Source organism: Bellilinea caldifistulae (assembly GCF_001306055.1).
Taxonomy (GTDB): domain Bacteria; phylum Chloroflexota; class Anaerolineae; order Anaerolineales; family Anaerolineaceae; genus Bellilinea; species Bellilinea caldifistulae.
The window spans coordinates 1-15,652 of the sequence record NZ_LGHJ01000024.1; the positions used below are offsets into that span (position 1 = coordinate 1).

Consider the following 15,652-nt stretch of genomic DNA (forward strand, 5'->3'; position numbering starts at 1 on the left):
CAGCAGATAAGGTTGACCCATCACATAAGGTTTGAAGACAGGAGCGGCAGGTTTTCTTTTCATGCCCCCATTGAATCACGTTTCTCCTAAAAAGAAAAGGGCTGTCCCTTACTTTTTGGACAGCCCCCTTATCCCTGTTGTTCTACACCCTTGTGGGCGCATGGGTCGGCATGGGGGTGCATTGGCTGCACTTGCGCCGGAGTAGCTCTACTTAACTGCTGTTGCGGTTCTTGTCATGTCTCCCGGTAATTCACGCTGGTGTCTGGCAGCCCAGTTTCCCTTTTGTGGAAGAAACCAGATGACCCTTTAAGGTTTTCCCTTCCCCAATTCGGTATAATGAAATTGGGCCGAGCCATTACTGCCTGGGAAAGGAGGCTGAAATGTACGTTACCATTCTCTCCGGTCATGTCAGCCACGAAAACTGGACCACGCTGCAAAAAGCCTATCAGGAAAAAGTAACCCGCCACCCGCCGCGCGGTTTGGTTGAATCTACGCTGGTGCAGAGTGAGGACGACCCGACCCTGTGGCACATCATCTCCTTCTGGCAAAGCAAGGAAGCCTTCCAGCAGGCTGAAGATGAGGACGAGGCCAGCCTGTGCGTGCGGTTGTTCTGCGATGCCGGCGGGGTGCCCACCCGCCGCCGCTACGCGGTCGCGGCACGGTATGTGCGGGTCTAGACGGATTCAGGTCAGTTCGATGGCAACATGAACGCATGGTTGGAGCGGCTGGTCGCGCTGGAAAGTGAGGTAGAGTACAAAACTCCTCCACGGCGCGGGGAGGGGGAATTTTGTTTTCAACCGGGCAGTTTACCGGTGCTGATTTCGGCTCCGCACGGCGCCGCCCACACCCGTCATGGGCGGTTGAAGGAAGAGGACGATTTTACCGCCGGCATGGCGCGGTTGTGCGCGGAACTGAGCGGCGCGCATGTCCTGTATGCGTGGCGGAAATCGGCTACCGACCCGAATTACTACCCGGATGTGCCCTATAAGCAAGCCCTGCGGGAAATAGTCCGCCGTTTTGGAATTGGATTTGTGCTCGACCTGCACGGCTGTGCGGCTTATCGTGATTTTGGGATTGGGGTGGGGACGATGCAGGGGCAGAGCCTGCCATGCGAGTTTCGCCGTTTGATTTTGAAGGTGCTGTATCACCACGGTTTTCGCACGGGCGGGGGCTGGCTTTCGCGGGTGGACGTGGATCGCACCTTCACCGCCGGCAATGGCAGCCGGCAGGAAACGATTACCCGCTTTGTTTCCCAGCGGTTGGGGGTGCCGGCCGTTCAGATTGAACTCAATTCCTACTTGCGGGTGGTGCGCCGTCGTCCGCAGGCATCCGAACGCAATCCGTTTGAGGGCGATCCGGAGATGATTGAACGCACCATCCGCCTGCTGGTCGGGTTGGTGCGGGCGGTTGCGCGCTTCGGCGCTTCGGATGGCTTTGGCGGGGTCAGCCCAACAAAACTGTAGGGATGGGTTTGCCCGCTCTCTGATATAATCGGCTGCGTAGAATGAATATGATCCGCAGGTTATTTAGCCCGGCTCAGCCGGTGCCGGCTGAACTCCGGCGCAATTTTTTGCACCTTTACCTTGATATTGCCTGGTGGGGTTTGCTCAACGGCAGTATTCTGGTCTTTTTGGGGGTATACGCTTCGCGATTGGGCGCCAGCACCTTTCAACTGGGGTTGTTGACGGCCTCTCCTGCGCTGATGAATCTGCTTTTTACCTTCCCGGCGGGTAGCCTGCTGGAGCGTAAACCGGTTGCCCGCGTAACGCGCTGGTCAGCCCTCCTGATGCGCCTTTTCTACTTTTTACTCATTCCGCTGCCGGTGCTGCTGCCGGCCGGTACCCAGGTGTGGGTCATTCTGGCGATCACGCTGCTGATGAACATCCCCGGCACGCTGATTGCGATTGCCTTCAACGCTTTTTTTGCCGAGGCCGTGCCGCCCGAATGGCGAGGTCAGGTAGCCGGGGTGCGCAACGCGCTGTTCTCGATCACTACGATGGTAACGGCGCTGACGGTGGGGTTGATTTTAGACCGAACCCCCTTCGCCATTGGCTACCAGATTGTGTTTGGGATCGGCGCTTTTGGGGCAATGATGAGCGCCTTCCACCTGTGGCTGGTGCGCCTGCCGGACAAGCCCGCGGTGGCACCGTCATTCAATGGGATTCAAAAAGAGTTGCGGGCGGCTGAAAAGGCGCCGTTGAAGGCGCTGCGTTTGCAGGCCCTGCGGCTGGATGTGTTGAGCGGGGCTTTTGGACGGCTGCTGGTGCTGATTTTTGTGTATCAATTGGGGGTGTACCTGATCGGCCCGGTGGTGCCCAAGTACCAGGTGAATGTGCTGCAATTGAGCGATGTGACCATCAGCCAGGCCAGTGCGCTGTTTTGGGTGGCGCATTTCATCGGCTCGTTGCAGAGCCGGCGGCTTTCGCAGCGATGGGGTTTTCAACGGATGACCGGCTGGGGGTTGATGATCGTCACGATCACCCTCGTCATGTTCACCTTCAGTTTCCAGCGCTGGATTTATCTGCTGCACTCGCTGATCGGCGGAATCGGCTGGGCGTGGATTGCGGGGGGGCTGATCAACTTTGTGCTGGAGCGCATTCCCGCCGATGATCGGCCTTCTCATCTGGCGTGGTTCAACCTCATCAATAACGCAGCGGCGTTGTTATGCGGGCTGCTTGCTCCGTTGATTGCTGGCTGGATCGGTATGGCGGCTACCCTGTTGCTGGCGGCTGCGCTGCGACTGGTGGTGGGGGTGGTGCTGTGTGCCCGTAAACCGATCCAACTACCTCGTTGGAAGCCGGCGCGAGAAAAACCGCTATCTTGAAAAGTGCGGCCGGTTAAAAACGCGTCGGCCATCAAAACCGCCCGGTTCTCATCACCGCGTAGAATGACTGCGTCATTTTTTCGTCGCAATTGTTTTGTTTTTAGAACAAATGTGTTATCATGGAGAAAATCGGTTTGAGGAATATTGCCCATGTCTGCTTTGAAGCATTTTGACGCGGAGATCATCCTGTCGCGCCGCGAGGCTCGCCGTTTTATGCTCTGGCAGCAGTACTTGCTGCCCGCTCATTCGCTGGAGGGCAAAGAGGGCATTCGGAGTTACTATCAGCGGGTGGGCTGCGTCCAGTTTGATCCGGTCAATGTGGTCGGGTGGAGCCCGCATCTGGTTTTGCAAGCCCGCGTGCGGGATTATCAACCGCACTGGCTGGAAGAATTATTGTACCGGGAACGGCGCTTGTGGGATGGGTGGGATAAAGTCCAGTCCATTTACCCGGTGGAGGATTATCCCTTTTTTGCCTTGCGGCGTGAGGAAAACCGCCGAAACCACTGGCTGCCTCATGAGCAGGTACTCCAATTTCAACCCCGTGTGCTGGATCTGATTCGCCAGCGGGGGGCGCTTTCATCCCTGGATTTAGAAACGAGCCATCACATAGACGGCTGGTGGGGGGTGCCGGTGCGGGTGGAACGGGCCGCTCTGGAAAACCTGTATAACATGGGCGAAATCGGCATTCACCACCGGGTGGGAACCCGCCGCTATTTCGACCTGACCGATCGTTTACTGCCCGCCGAAATTCACGCAGCAAAATCGCCTTTTGACCGGCTGGAGGATTATCATGACTGGCATGTCCTGCGGCGGGTTGGCGGGATGGGGCTGGCTTCGCCAATGGCCGGTGAGGCGTGGGGAGGAATTTTGGGCATGAAAAGCCAAGAACGGCTGACCAGCCTGCGCCGGCTGGTGGAGCGGGGTGATTTGATGGCAGTCGGGGTTGAGGGGCTGGAGGGAAAATTATTGTTTTTGCGCCGCGGTGACTGGCAGGCGTGGCAGGACAACAGAGGGGTGAACAGCGAAGCGGATCGGGTTATTTTTTTGCCGCCGCTGGATAACCTGCTCTGGCAGCGCGAAGTCATCCGCTGGTTGTTCGATTTCCACTACATCTGGGAGGTGTATAAACCGCCCGCCACCCGCCAATTTGGGGCGTATACCCTGCCGGTCTTGCTGGGCGAGCAATTCATTGCCCGGTGTGATGCTGTGCTGGAACGCCGCTCCAAAACGCTGAACATACGCGGCTGGTGGTGGGAATCCGGTGTGAACAAGGGAGATGGACGTTTGCGGGCGGCGGTGCGGAATGGGCTAACGGCTTTTCAGGCCGCGTTGGGGGCGGAGAAAGTGGAGATTGGCGCTGATTTGGATGTGGTGTAGAACCCTTTTTAGATTCGGTCGTCCCCTTTACTGCTGGTAAGCGGGTAAGCGTGGCTCGGTCTGCTCTTCGTCCAGAATGAGCGCTACGAAATTTTCAACCACCTGCGGATCGAACAAAATGCCAGCCTGCTCTTGCAGGTAAGCCAGGGCTTTTTCCACGCTCCACGCCTGACGGTAGGGGCGGTCGTTGGTCAGAGCGTCCCACACATCCACAATCGCAAAGATGCGCGCATACAGCGGAATTTGTTCGCCTTTCAAGCCGCGCGGGTAACCGCTGCCATCCCAACGCTCGTGATGGCAGTAGATCACATCCATTGCGCCTTTCAGGAAGGGGATTTTGGAAAGCAGATTGTAAGCAAATTGGGGATGCTGGCGCATGATGTCCCATTCTTCATCGTTCAACGGGCCGGGTTTGTTGAGAATGGCATCCGGCACGGCCATTTTGCCAATATCATGCAGCAGAACACCGTAGCGCAAGTCCTCCAATTGTTTTTCGTTCAAACCCATCCGCCGCCCCAGCCGTTCGCTGAGTTCCAGCATGCGTTCGGAGTGGCCCTGCGTCTCTTTGTCGCGCAGTTCAAGCGTGGCCGACCAACCTTCAATGGTGGCACGGTAAGCCTGCTGCAGTTCTTGATAAGCGCGTTGAATGTCCTGTATCATTTGAGTGTGATCCAGGGCGATGGCGGTTTGAGAGGCAAGCGTCTGGAAGAACGCCCGCCATTCATCGCCGGGGGTAAAAGGTTTGTGGGCAAACACTTCCAGAATGCCGTAGCGTTTGCCATCCACGAGCATGGGCGCCGCGGCGTAAAACTGGTAGGGAACAAAGCCGCTGAAACGGCTGGTCAACCAGTGAGACAGTTCACCGGTAACCAAGCGGTTGATGACCAGCGGCGTTCCGCGCCCCAGCGATTCTTCAGCTTCTTTGACCTCGATTTGAGCCGAGATGGGCATGATTTGAGCCAGATTGAAACCGCGGCTGGCATAGGGCAGCAGGTAACCCGGCAAACTTTCGGTGAGGATATTGACTGCATCCACCCTCAGAGCAGTTTTGATGGTGCTTAAGATGATTTCCATCTTCTCGTCAGAGGTTTGCGGGCTTGTGATGGTGGTATCAATCTCACGCAGGGTCTTCAAACGCTCCAGCAGCAGGTTGGATTCCTGCAAATGCTGCTGGATTTTTTCCTCATTTTTGCGGGCTTCGGTAATATCCTGTCCGATGCGCGCCATGCCGGCCACCGAACCATCCGGGTTGCGAATGAAGGTGTTGTTCCACGCAATCAGCCGTTTTTCGCCGGTTCGGGTGATTAACCAGGATTCTTGCTGGTGTTCGATCTTTTCCTGCTGAATGTGCTGGCGGTAGCGGGCACGGCGTTTCTCGCGTTCGGCGGGCAGCACAAAGCGCTCGAACCAGTCGCATTGCAGTACTTCCTGCCAGTTCCAGCCGGTCAGTTTGAGGAAGTATTCATTGCTGAAGATGACTTTACCATCGGTATCGAGGATGACCGCAATCAGTTTCATCCTTTGCAGCATTTCGCGGTACTGACGTTCAGAAGCTGCAAGGGCGTGATGGTAGCGTCCCAGGTCTTGAATCATCTGGCTGAGCGCCAGCCCTAACTGGCTCAATTCATCCCTCCCGCGCACCGGGATGGTGATCGAATAATCCCGATTCTCGCGAAAACGGTTGATCGAACCGATGATGGCGAATAAGCGGGAGGTGAAGGTGTGACTGAAGAAAAGCCACGAGGCACTTCCCATGATGACGGCCAGAACCGCGAGGAAGAGAAGAAACTGGCGGAAGTTATTCAATCCGACCTGATAGATTTGCGGTTGTTTGCTCACTTTCATGATCAGATACGGCTCACCGCGCAGGGTGTTGAGCAGGGCGTATCCGCTGATTTTCTGGGAGGGGGATGGCTGTGATGGCTGAAAGACCAGGAGGGGTTCACCGGTGTTACCCATGTGTTCAAGCGAGCTGCGGAAATCGGCCGGAAGTTGGGGATTGGCAACGGTTTCGACTTCGATGGAAAGCAGGGTGGCTTTTTCCAACTCGGCCACCCGCAGGTCGTTCAAATACCGCCCGATGACGATCAGTCCGGCCGGCTGACCGACGGCATCATTGCGCAAAATGGCGCGGCTGGCAAACACCAGCGGCCCGAACTGGGTGGAAATCAGCCCCGCCTGTTCAAAATCGGGCTTTGGTGGCAGGGAACCGAGCAGGTTTTGAAAGATTTGCCGGTCTACATCGGGCGGAAGCGGAATGGTATTCAAAGTCAGTGGGTTGACTGAAAATTCCGCAACCCGGCGGAAATTGATGTCGTAAAAGATCATGACATCCACCCCAAGACCCGCGAAAGTGGTGGGGGTCAGGTTGTCCTGAACAAAAGCCGGGTTCTTCCCTTTGATGAAATAATAAGTTTCATCCCAGTAGCCCCAATCGGCGGCGGTGTTGCTGAGGAATTCCGCATCTCTTTGCAGGATGGCTTCAACCCGGTTGAGGTCTTGCCGGAGGAGGTTTTCTTCCAGTGACCGGTAATGATGGAGAAACAGTTGATTGGAAATTAAAATCAGGCTGAGGATGGAAATTCCCCCCGCCAGCAACGAAAAGAGAAGGATGCGGTTACGAAGCGTCATGAGGACATCCCGGACAACTTGAAAAGGGTGGCAATTTTTGGGATGATTTCACTCAAATGAACCGGCACTGTCCTATGATTATCGTCCAATTCGATTAAAGATTGATAAAGAATAACTTACAAAATCCTTACAATTTCATTACAGAAAGGTTCTTTTCTCTTGACAAATCGGAATTGCAGATCGGCGGTTGAGGGAACCCGGGCTCGCCCTCAGGCGTCTTATGGATGTTGAAAGCCCTCTGGCGAGTCAAAAGGAGGATGGAATGAGTACCCCGAAAAAGATGTGTTTCGTCATGCTGGCTGCCGTGTTAATCCTCAGCGCTTGTGCACCGGTAGCCACAATCGTGCCGCCGCAGCCTACCGCTGAGCCAACCCCCAAGGAGAATGGTATGGATGAGAGCGCTTTACTGATTTCCTCACGCCCGCGCAACACTGCCCCGCCCAGTGGGGATGTTGCCCTGCGCGAACTGGTCAACGGCAATACCGCTTTTGCGTTAGATCTTTACCAGCGGCTTGCCGAAAAACCCGGCAACCTGTTTTACTCGCCTTACAGCATTTCGCTGGCACTGGCGATGACCTACGCCGGGGCGCGCGGAGAGACCGAGCGGCAAATGGCGCAGACTCTCCGGTTCGGCCTGCCGCAGGCACAACTCCACCCGGCTTTTAACATGCTGGATCTCAACCTGCGCCCGCCGGAGCAGAAACCCGCCAGCGAGGATGAGCAGCCGTTTCAGCTGAACATTGCCAACTCTCTATGGGGGCAGGCCGGGTTCGATTTCCTGCCGGAGTTTCTGGACTTGCTGGCGGAAAACTACGGGGCGGGGATGTACCGGGTGGACTACAGCGAGCCGGAAACCGCCCGCCAACGGATCAACGGCTGGGTTGAAGAACAGACCAGGCAGAAAATCAAGGATCTGATTGCTCAGGGCATGCTCAACCCCATGACGCGGCTGGTGCTGGTCAATGCCATTTACTTCAAGGGGGCGTGGGTCTATCCCTTTGACAAAGAAAGCACTCGTGATGCTCCCTTCACCCTGCTGGACGGTAGTCGGGTGAATGTGCCGATGATGTACCTTGCCAAAGACTTGCTTTACCTGCGCGGCAAGAACTACACGGTGGTGCGCCTGCCCTACCGCGACAGCCCGATGGGCATGACCATCATTGTGCCGGACGAGGGTCAATTTGAGGAGGTTGAAAGAGCCCTTACCCCTCAATTGCTGGAGGAAATTCGCTCCAACTTCTCGCTGGCAGCAGTGCGTTTAGCCATGCCCAAATTCAAGATGGAAACCAGTTTCAACCTGAGTCAGACGCTGGCGGAGATGGGCATGCCGGCGGCTTTTGACCGTTCCCTGGCGGATTTTTCCGGCATGACCGGGCGTAAAGACCTGTTCATCTCGAACGTGGTGCATAAAGCCTATGTGGATGTGAACGAAGAAGGTACCGAAGCAGCCGCAGCCACGGCAGTGATCATGGAACTCAAAGCCATGCCGATGAATGAAGTGGAGTTGACAATAGACCGTCCGTTTCTGTTCTTCATTGAAGACCGGGAAAGCGGGACGCTGTTGTTTGCCGGGCGGGTGGTTGACCCGCGTTAGGCACTCGGCAGGCTCATTCAGGCTGGCGGAGTTCCCGCCAGCCGATTTCTGCTTCAAAAGCGCGCGATTCGCTGCCGTTCAGGCTGCCGCATACGACATGGGTGAGCGGGTGGGCTGAACGGGTTCCCACGGCCAGAGTCACACTTGCGCCGGGCAGCACCTCGTGGTTGTAGTTGATTTGCAGCCAGGCCGGCTGGTAGCGGCGGTAATGTTCCGGTGGGAAGCAGTCGCAAATCCATTCGACATAGCGGGCGTTGTTGACGTGATTCATCAGGTCGAGGTCGCTGTAAGCAGCCTGACGAGTCAGAATGGGGGTCATTTCAGGCGGCAGGCCGATTTTTTCCAGATTTTCATTCAGCGTGCATAAACCCTCATTGGGCGGCAGACTGCCCGGCAGGCTGTTTGGCAACAACATGCGCCGTTTGTTGGGGTCAATCAACAGCCACGCCGAGGTTGCCACCGCAAGCCGTTTGCCGGAGCCCAGGGTAAATAAAAAATCACGCGTGAAGAAGATTTTTTGCTGAATGCCCCTGGGAAAGGTTTGCAGGATAATTTTGTCGGGAATGGTCGGAAAGGCCTCAAAGCGGATTTTGAGGCGGGAGAGAACCCAGATCATCCCTTTTGCGATCATATCGGGATAATCGTACCCCAGATTGCGAGCATGGTTGGCGGCGGCTTCTTCCATGGCGTGGAAAAAAGCGGCTGGCTTCCAGCGATTATTGAGGTCGGTTTCAAAGACACGCACGCGAAGTTGTTCGCACCAAATCGGCTGAGGAAGGGTTGAAGTGGGGGGCATGGCAATCCTGCAAATATGAGGAAAGTAAAGATGGGTAAATTGTACTTCAAAATGAAAATGATGCCCGTAACGGATTTACTGCTTTGGCGTCATAATAATAGCGTGATAGATGAAGAGAAACGCCTGCTGGAAGGTGCCCGCCGCTTTGACCTGGACTGTCTTGCGGCAATTTACGACCGTTACAGTGATGGTCTGTACGGCTATGTAGTCCGTTTGCTGGGCAACGCTGATCTGGCGGAAGAGTGTGTCTCGGAGACCTTTGCCAGATTTTTACAGGCGTTGCATAACGGCGGCGGGCCGCGCAATCACCTGAAAGCCTACCTGTACCGGATTGCCCACAACTGGGTTACCGATCAGTTCCGCCGTCAGCCGACAACGATGGAATTGAGCGAGAATCTCGGCGGGGATGAAAATGATGATGCGGACGGAGCATTGCAACTTGAACAGGAAAAACAACGGCTGCGGGCAGCCTTGCAGGCGCTCACCCCGGATCAACGGCAGGTGATTCTGCTGCGTTTTTTTGAAGGATGGGAAAATGATCAGATTGCAGCGGCGGTTGAAAAGCCGGTTGGCGCGGTGAAAGCTTTACAGCATCGCGCCGTTGCCTCACTGCGCCGCTGGTTGGGAGAAGACGAGAGGGAGTGGAAGCATGGCGAAGAGTGACGAAATGAATGAAAAATGGAGGGAGCGTTTGGACATCTTGAAGGATGTCCCGCCGCGCGATGCTCAACGTGCGGCAGAGAGTCGGGCTGTCTATCTGGAACGCGCCAGACAACTGGCAGAGACCGTATCTGGATCCCCGAAACGGCGTCCTTTAACCAAAGGGATGTGGATACCCTTGATCTTTTGGAAACGAAAGGAGCGGTCTCTGATGGTCAATCCAATTCTTGCTTTGGTACTGGTACTTTCCCTGGTATTTGGGGGGGGAGGGGCAACCGTGGCTGCGGCCCAATCCAGCCTTCCTGATCAGCCTCTTTATGGACTGAAACTCTGGAGCGAGGATGCCCGTCTCAGTTTCACCAACCAGCCGGAAAACGGCTGGCAGGTGGCTTTGCAATTTGCTGAGCGGCGGATTGCTGAAATTCGGGCGATGATCGAGGCCGGTAAACAACCGGATGAAGCCCTGCAAACCCGCTACGAGGCTCAGCTGGAACAGGCGCTGCGCTATGCCCAAAACCTGCCGGATGAGCAGGCTTTGCGGGCTTTGGAACAAATCCGCCAACGGTTGCGCCTGCAAGAGGAGCAGATGAGCCAATTGCCTGCCAATCAGGCGGTGGTTGTACAGACCCGAAAAATGATTCAACAGCGCTTGGAGTGGGTGGAAAACGGGCTGCAAGAACCGCAGCAGTTCCGTCAGCGGATGCAGCAACGCCAACTTCCGAATGAGGTTCCTCCGGCTCAGCCGGGCGGCGGCAAGCCGTGGACGGACGAGACGCCCACACCGGGCAGCGGCTACGGGCCGGGCGGAGCCGGCACTGGCAACCCGTGGACGGACGAGACGCCCACACCGGGCAGCGGCTACGGACCGGGCGGAGAAGGCACTGGCAACCCATGGACGGACGAGACGCCCACACCGGGCAGCGGCTACGGACCGGGCGGAGAAGGCAGCGGCAACCCGTGGACGGACGAGACGCCCACACCGGGCAGCGGCTACGGACCGGGCGGAGAAGGCAGCGGCAACCCATGGACGGACGAGACGCCCACACCGGGCAGCGGCTACGGACCGGGCGGAGAAGGCAGCGGCAACCCATGGACGGACGAGACGCCCACGCCGGGCAGCGGTTATGGTCAGCCGGGTGGACCGGGGGATACGGGCGGCGGTGGCGGTAAAAAGCCGTAAGTCACTAACGGTATGGGCTCATTTCTTCGTGCGGGCGGCGAATTCTTTCAGCGCCGCCCGCGCGGCGTGATAGCCAGCCATGCCGTGCACTCCGCCGCCGGGCGGAGTGGAGGCGCTGCACAGATAGACCCCTTTGAGCGGGGTTCGGTAGGGGTTGAGGCTGAAGACCGGGCGGGTGAATAGTTGAGTCAGCGTTTGGGCGCCGCTGTTGATGTCGCCGCCAACGTAATTGGGGTTGTAAGCCTGCATGTCGCTGGCGGTAAAAGTGTGCCGGGCGAGGATGCGCGCTTGGAAACCGGGTGCAAACCGTTCAATCTGGTCTTCGATGGCGGCGAGGTAATCCTCCCGGCTGCCATGCGGGACGTGGGCATACGCCCAGGCGATGTGTTTGCCGGGCGGGGCGCGGTGCGGGTCAAACGGGGTGGGCTGCACCAGAATCACAAACGGTGGAGCGGGACTTTTCCCGTTCCAAACCGCCCGTTCGGCATGGGCGATTTCTTCGAATGTGCCGCCGAGATGGATGGTCAAGGCTCGACGGGCGTTATCGGCTTTCCAGGGGATGGGTGCATCCAGCGCCCAATCTACTTTGAAAATGCCCGGCCCGTAACGGTAGCGGCTCAACGATTGGCGGTAATGCGCGGGCAGACGGTCGCCGACGATGCGCAGTACCTCGCGAGGGGTCAGGTCGAGCAGGATGAGGCGGGCGGGCGGCAGTTCATCCATATGGTTGATCTGCCAGCCGGTACGGATTTCCCCCCCTAATCGCTGCAGGTGTTCACCCAGTGCACCGGCCAGGCGGGCCGAACCGCCCTGTGCCAGCGGAAAGCCGCTGGTGTGGGCGAGCATGTGCAGTACCAAACTAAAGGCGGCTGTGGCGGGCAAGTCCAGCGGCAGAATGGCATGGGCGGCCATGCCCGCAAAGAGGGCGCGTGCCGGGGGTGTGCGGAAAGCCAGCCGCGCCATCCAGGCAGCCGGAAGCAGGGCTAACGGCGCAAAACGCGCCGCAGCCAGCGGGTGGCGCGGCGGAAGAGGGAAGGGGCCGAGAAAATCGCTCAGCAGGTGATTTGCTGAGTGCACCAGGGGGGTCATCAGCCGTTGGTAGGCATTTCCATCCCGGCCGAGGCCGGCAGCGGTTTCTTTAATTGACCGGCTGATGGTGAGAGCCCGGCCATCATTCAGCGGGTGTGCGACCGAATAAGGTGCATAAACCCAGCGCAGGCCGTAATTGGCGAGGGGCAGGGAGGAGAGAAAAGGAGAGTTCACCGCCAGGGCGTGGACGGTGGCGCATGGATCATGGATGAAACCGGGCAGGGTCAGTTCGGCGCTGCGTAAACCGCCGCCAACATCATTGGCAGCCTCAATCACCAGCACTTTCAAGCCATTTTGTGCCAGGTGGATGGCGGCTGCCAATCCGTTTGGCCCGCTCCCGACGATGATGGCGTCCCAGTGGTTCTTTGAAGAAATCAGCATGACCGGGTGGGGGTTACTCGGGCTGCGGGGCGGATTCTGGCTGCCACTGGATCACTTCGATACCGGCTTGTTGGAGAAATTGCAGGGCGATTGGGTCAATCCGGTAGGGTTCGCGATAGACCAGCCGTGCAATGCGGGCATTGATCAGCATTTTGGTGCAGTTCAGGCAGGGGAAGTGGGTTACATAACAGACCGAATCGCGGGTGGCCAGCCCAAATACAGCCGCCTGAATGATGGCGTTCACTTCGGCGTGTACCGTGCGCACACAATGACCATCCACCATCAGATGTCCCACATCGTCGCAATGCTCCAAACCCGCCGGCGAGCCGTTGTAACCGGTGGAGATGATGTGCTTTTCACGCACCAGCACCGCACCGACCTGAGCGCGGTCACAGGTGCTGCGCAGAGCCACATCCTCGGCTATTTTCATGAAGTAGGAATCCCACGAGGGGCGGGGCATAAACTTATTGTAGAGAAGTTGAGCGGCGATGTCAAATGGATCGTACTCTTATTCTTGATGCCGCTCACCTCAAAGCGAAGTATCCCATTTCTTATGCGGATGCGTTCGTAGTGGCATTGGCAAGCCGTGAGGGTGCGGTCATTTTGACCGGCAATCCTGAATTCGAAACAGTTCCGGATATTGTTCGAATCGAGTGGCTGGGAAACAATCACCTTTAGCTTGAATTCGGGATAATGATGTTGATGTAATCCAGAACGAAGTGACGTTTGCGCCACATTGCATGGGGCGAAGGCAGGCGGTAATCTCCCTTACTTGTGCGGTTGGTGAGAAGGTGAGGAAATTTGCCGCGAGAGGATTGAATAGCCTGCCGACGGGCTGAGGGTGGCGAATGCGATTGAAGCCGAGCCGGATTGGCAGGTAACCCATCATCGTAAAGATTTTCTCAGTTATCTTGAAGGGATTGTTGCTTTTCGGGTACGAAAGCAGGAAGATTTTGGGAATGGTTAAGGAGCGATTTCCTTTCGAGTCTGTTTAGAAGGTTGTGAGAAAGGTTATAATTTCGAGCATGGCAACCAAACAAGAGTCCTACGGTTCGCTTTCGATTCTGCTCACTTTGGGGCTGTTTATATGGGTGTTGTTGATGTACACCTTCCTGCACGAGGGTGGTCATGCCCTGGTGGCGTGGCTTTCGGGCGGAAGCGTGTATGTGTTTGACATCAACTTTTTCAACCTGGGGGCGCATGTACGCACCAGCGCAGAACTCAACCGTACCGGTGAGATTTTTAACAGCCTTGCCGGTATGGGGCTGCCGCTGCTGGTCTGGCTGGGGTTTATGCTGATTGCGCCACGGCGGGCAAGTCCGCTGGTGGAAACCCTGAAAATCATCTCGTCTGCCGGTGTGATCGGCTCGCTGATCCCGTGGGTAATTATTCCGCTGATTTACGCCAGCGGCGGCGGGCCGGTCAGTGATGATGCGGCGCGGTTTTTGCAGTACTCTGCTTTCAATCCAAACTGGGTGGCGGCATTTTTTGCTGTGATGATTTTTGGCATGTATCGTCTTGCGCGGGCGCGAATCGGCAATTCAGGCGCACTGCGAGATTTGATCCTGAACAACGCGGATGAAGCTGGGCTGGGCTGGCAGCAAAACCGCCGCTTCTACCTGACGCTGCTGATCAGCGCCGGGTTGGTGCTGAGCATGACCGTATTGATCAACGGATTGGGCGGCGGTGGACGTGCGGTGCAGCCCCTGCCGGAGGGGTATCAATTCATCCGGCGGGTGGAGCTCGGTGGCGGGGATCAACAGGACGAGGTGATTGCGGTGTTTACCCGCTGGTTGGGGAGCGGCGGGATACTGCTGGATTTGGATGGAGTGAAATGCGAATTGCTGGATGTGCGTCTGGCAGGTGATAACGGTTTTGAAGAAAGGCTGCTGTACGGCGAGGAATTCACTTCTGAGCGGGGGCGCGTGGAGTACACCAAAGACCTGCCACCCGGCGAGTACCGCATCTACCTGACCACACGAGGCGGTGTTGGCGTGCTGACGGTTTACCTGCGTGGGCGGTGAGGCGAGTTCAGCGCGGCGGGTTAATTTGCCACAGGATTAACTTGCCGGTGGAGTCCAGCGAAGCCAGCCAGCGTCCATCCGGTGAAAAGCGCACACTGATGACACTTTCTGTGTGGCCGGTGAGTGTTTCGACCACGTTCATGTCGCTGGTGGTGTAGATATCCACCCGGTCAGCCACTCCAACTGCCAGAAGCCGGTCATCCCATGAGAATTCGAGCGCATAGGGCATAGCATCCTGGCGCAGGCGGAGGAGTTCCTGCCCCAGAACGGCATCCCAGACGAACAAAATAGGGGCATATTCGTTGTCTATCGTACCGCCGGCTGCACTGACCAGCAGGGTGTCTCCGCGCGAGCGAGCAAAGGCGGTGACAAAGTCCTCGTGATCCAGAGAGGGATAGAGGGTTTCGCTGGGGATGTTCTGCAGTTGAATGCGGGCGCGGGCAGACCAGGCCAGGTCAAGGATATTTTCGGCAATGCGCACATCATAAACCGGGGCAGCGGTTTGGAAGCCACGCACGGTTTTGAGCGGGGTGAGGTTTTGCGGGTTGTAGAGATGGGCGGCCCATTCTTCGTTGGAGCCGATGACCAGCAGCAATCCATCCGGCGAGAAGTGAACCGGGCCGATCAAGAAGTCAGTGGCGAGAGTACGCTGCTCACCGTTGGTAATGTCGGTGAAGCGCAGGGTTTGCTGGTCGAGGATGGAGACGATGGTGCGTCCGTCGGCGGAGAAATCCAGCAGGCTGGGGGCTGCGGGGTCGTTGAAGGTGAAAAGCGGTTGCAGGGCAGACACGGCCAGCAGGACGGCGGTTTGATTCCCCAGCACGCCCAGCGTTTGGCTGTCGGTTGACCAGATCAGCCTTTGCGCATTGGGGAGACTGGCTTCGCCAACCGGTTGGAAGGGGGAAGCCGGGGTAGGTGAAGGGGCTGGCGTTTCGGTTGGCGGCGGAGCAGGGGTGAGGGTGGCGGTGGGGGTGGGCGTCAGCGTCGGCGGTTGTTTTGGGGCGGGTATGCAGGCGGTTAGGAGGAGAAGGAAGAGGAGAGGAAGGGATAGACGGGGCATGGGATTTTTGTGAACCGGGTATGGTATACTTTTTGA

General features: G+C 57.2%; 15 protein-coding genes. 10 read left to right on the forward strand and 5 right to left on the reverse strand.

The genetic code is table 11. The annotated features are described in order from the left end of the window. Positions 1 to 380: 380 nt before the first annotated feature. The 4 genes from AC812_RS15785 to AC812_RS15800 all read left to right on the forward strand — a co-directional run bounded on the left by AC812_RS15785 (position 381) and on the right by AC812_RS15800 (position 4,201). Positions 381 to 677 carry an antibiotic biosynthesis monooxygenase family protein gene (locus AC812_RS15785; RefSeq protein ID WP_061913382.1) on the forward strand — a complete coding sequence of 99 codons (297 nt, stop codon included), beginning with the start codon at positions 381 to 383 and terminating at the stop codon, positions 675 to 677. A gap of 27 nt (positions 678 to 704) precedes the next feature. Continuing rightward, the gene (locus AC812_RS15790; RefSeq protein ID WP_061913384.1) at positions 705 to 1,463 is read left to right on the forward strand and encodes an N-formylglutamate amidohydrolase; all 759 of its coding nucleotides are present in this window, start codon (positions 705 to 707) and stop codon (positions 1,461 to 1,463) included. 41 nt (positions 1,464 to 1,504) lie between these two features. After that, on the forward strand, positions 1,505 to 2,824 hold the full coding sequence (locus tag AC812_RS15795) for an MFS transporter (protein ID WP_061913386.1): 1,320 nt from the start codon (positions 1,505 to 1,507) through the stop codon (positions 2,822 to 2,824). A 150-nt stretch (positions 2,825 to 2,974) separates the two neighbouring features. Next, positions 2,975 to 4,201 carry a DNA glycosylase AlkZ-like family protein gene (locus AC812_RS15800; RefSeq protein WP_061913388.1) on the forward strand — a complete coding sequence of 409 codons (1,227 nt, stop codon included), beginning with the start codon at positions 2,975 to 2,977 and terminating at the stop codon, positions 4,199 to 4,201. Between the two features lie 27 nt (positions 4,202 to 4,228). Here AC812_RS15800 and AC812_RS17330 read toward each other — a convergent pair whose 3' ends face one another. Then, positions 4,229 to 6,832 (reverse strand): HD domain-containing phosphohydrolase, encoded by a 2,604-nt coding sequence (locus AC812_RS17330; RefSeq protein WP_082148907.1) that lies wholly within the window; start codon positions 6,830 to 6,832, stop codon positions 4,229 to 4,231. Positions 6,833 to 7,094: 262 nt separating this feature from the next. Between AC812_RS17330 and AC812_RS15810 the strand changes: the two genes are divergently transcribed. Continuing rightward, positions 7,095 to 8,426 carry a serpin family protein gene (locus tag AC812_RS15810; protein WP_061913390.1) on the forward strand — a complete coding sequence of 444 codons (1,332 nt, stop codon included), beginning with the start codon at positions 7,095 to 7,097 and terminating at the stop codon, positions 8,424 to 8,426. Between the two features lie 13 nt (positions 8,427 to 8,439). Here the strand turns inward: AC812_RS15810 and AC812_RS15815 are convergent, their stop codons facing one another. After that, positions 8,440 to 9,222: an acyl-[acyl-carrier-protein] thioesterase gene (locus AC812_RS15815; protein ID WP_061913392.1), complete on the reverse strand. Its 783-nt coding sequence runs from the start codon at positions 9,220 to 9,222 to the stop codon at positions 8,440 to 8,442. Positions 9,223 to 9,252: 30 nt separating this feature from the next. Between AC812_RS15815 and AC812_RS15820 the strand changes: the two genes are divergently transcribed. Together AC812_RS15820 and AC812_RS15825 are read left to right on the forward strand one after the other, a co-directional pair. Beyond that, positions 9,253 to 9,885, forward strand: coding sequence for an RNA polymerase sigma factor (locus tag AC812_RS15820; protein WP_061913394.1), 633 nt, complete (start codon positions 9,253 to 9,255; stop codon positions 9,883 to 9,885). Continuing rightward, entirely contained in the window at positions 9,872 to 11,062 is a 1,191-nt protein-coding gene (locus AC812_RS15825; RefSeq protein WP_061913396.1) for a DUF5667 domain-containing protein, read from the forward strand. The genes AC812_RS15820 and AC812_RS15825 overlap by 14 nt, the downstream gene beginning before the upstream one ends. Before the next feature lie 18 nt (positions 11,063 to 11,080). Here AC812_RS15825 and AC812_RS15830 read toward each other — a convergent pair whose 3' ends face one another. Together AC812_RS15830 and AC812_RS15835 are read right to left on the reverse strand one after the other, a co-directional pair. Beyond that, a complete protein-coding gene (locus AC812_RS15830) occupies positions 11,081 to 12,532 on the reverse strand; it encodes a phytoene desaturase family protein (RefSeq protein ID WP_061913398.1) in 1,452 nt (483 codons plus the stop codon). A 13-nt stretch (positions 12,533 to 12,545) separates the two neighbouring features. Further along, on the reverse strand, positions 12,546 to 12,992 hold the full coding sequence (locus AC812_RS15835) for a deoxycytidylate deaminase (protein ID WP_061913400.1): 447 nt from the start codon (positions 12,990 to 12,992) through the stop codon (positions 12,546 to 12,548). Positions 12,993 to 13,027: 35 nt separating this feature from the next. On the opposite strand from AC812_RS15835, the gene AC812_RS15840 reads away from it, so the two are divergent. From AC812_RS15840 to AC812_RS15845, 3 genes are all read left to right on the forward strand, one after another. Continuing rightward, entirely contained in the window at positions 13,028 to 13,210 is a 183-nt protein-coding gene (locus AC812_RS15840) for a PIN domain-containing protein (protein WP_061913402.1), read from the forward strand. A 163-nt stretch (positions 13,211 to 13,373) separates the two neighbouring features. Next, positions 13,374 to 13,499 carry a hypothetical protein gene (locus AC812_RS18320; protein WP_272897777.1) on the forward strand — a complete coding sequence of 42 codons (126 nt, stop codon included), beginning with the start codon at positions 13,374 to 13,376 and terminating at the stop codon, positions 13,497 to 13,499. A 58-nt stretch (positions 13,500 to 13,557) separates the two neighbouring features. Further along, the gene (locus tag AC812_RS15845) at positions 13,558 to 14,556 is read left to right on the forward strand and encodes a M50 family metallopeptidase (protein WP_061913404.1); all 999 of its coding nucleotides are present in this window, start codon (positions 13,558 to 13,560) and stop codon (positions 14,554 to 14,556) included. A 7-nt stretch (positions 14,557 to 14,563) separates the two neighbouring features. Here the strand turns inward: AC812_RS15845 and AC812_RS15850 are convergent, their stop codons facing one another. Then, entirely contained in the window at positions 14,564 to 15,616 is a 1,053-nt protein-coding gene (locus tag AC812_RS15850) for a WD40 repeat domain-containing protein (RefSeq protein WP_062158971.1), read from the reverse strand. Positions 15,617 to 15,652: the final 36 nt, after the last annotated feature.

Excerpts from the sequence above, each read along its gene's own strand:
- AC812_RS15785 (WP_061913382.1), top strand. The coding sequence starts at position 381 with ATGTACGTTACCATTCTCTCCGGTCATGTCAGCCACGAAAACTGGACC.
- AC812_RS15790 (WP_061913384.1), top strand. The coding sequence starts at position 705 with ATGAACGCATGGTTGGAGCGGCTGGTCGCGCTGGAAAGTGAGGTAGAG.
- AC812_RS15795 (WP_061913386.1), top strand. The coding sequence starts at position 1,505 with ATGAATATGATCCGCAGGTTATTTAGCCCGGCTCAGCCGGTGCCGGCT.
- AC812_RS15800 (WP_061913388.1), top strand. The coding sequence starts at position 2,975 with ATGTCTGCTTTGAAGCATTTTGACGCGGAGATCATCCTGTCGCGCCGC.
- AC812_RS17330 (WP_082148907.1), bottom strand. The coding sequence starts at position 6,832 with ATGACGCTTCGTAACCGCATCCTTCTCTTTTCGTTGCTGGCGGGGGGA.
- AC812_RS15810 (WP_061913390.1), top strand. The coding sequence starts at position 7,095 with ATGAGTACCCCGAAAAAGATGTGTTTCGTCATGCTGGCTGCCGTGTTA.
- AC812_RS15815 (WP_061913392.1), bottom strand. The coding sequence starts at position 9,222 with ATGCCCCCCACTTCAACCCTTCCTCAGCCGATTTGGTGCGAACAACTT.
- AC812_RS15820 (WP_061913394.1), top strand. The coding sequence starts at position 9,253 with ATGGGTAAATTGTACTTCAAAATGAAAATGATGCCCGTAACGGATTTA.
- AC812_RS15825 (WP_061913396.1), top strand. The coding sequence starts at position 9,872 with ATGGCGAAGAGTGACGAAATGAATGAAAAATGGAGGGAGCGTTTGGAC.
- AC812_RS15830 (WP_061913398.1), bottom strand. The coding sequence starts at position 12,532 with ATGCTGATTTCTTCAAAGAACCACTGGGACGCCATCATCGTCGGGAGC.
- AC812_RS15835 (WP_061913400.1), bottom strand. The coding sequence starts at position 12,992 with ATGCCCCGCCCCTCGTGGGATTCCTACTTCATGAAAATAGCCGAGGAT.
- AC812_RS15840 (WP_061913402.1), top strand. The coding sequence starts at position 13,028 with ATGGATCGTACTCTTATTCTTGATGCCGCTCACCTCAAAGCGAAGTAT.
- AC812_RS15845 (WP_061913404.1), top strand. The coding sequence starts at position 13,558 with ATGGCAACCAAACAAGAGTCCTACGGTTCGCTTTCGATTCTGCTCACT.
- AC812_RS15850 (WP_062158971.1), bottom strand. The coding sequence starts at position 15,616 with ATGCCCCGTCTATCCCTTCCTCTCCTCTTCCTTCTCCTCCTAACCGCC.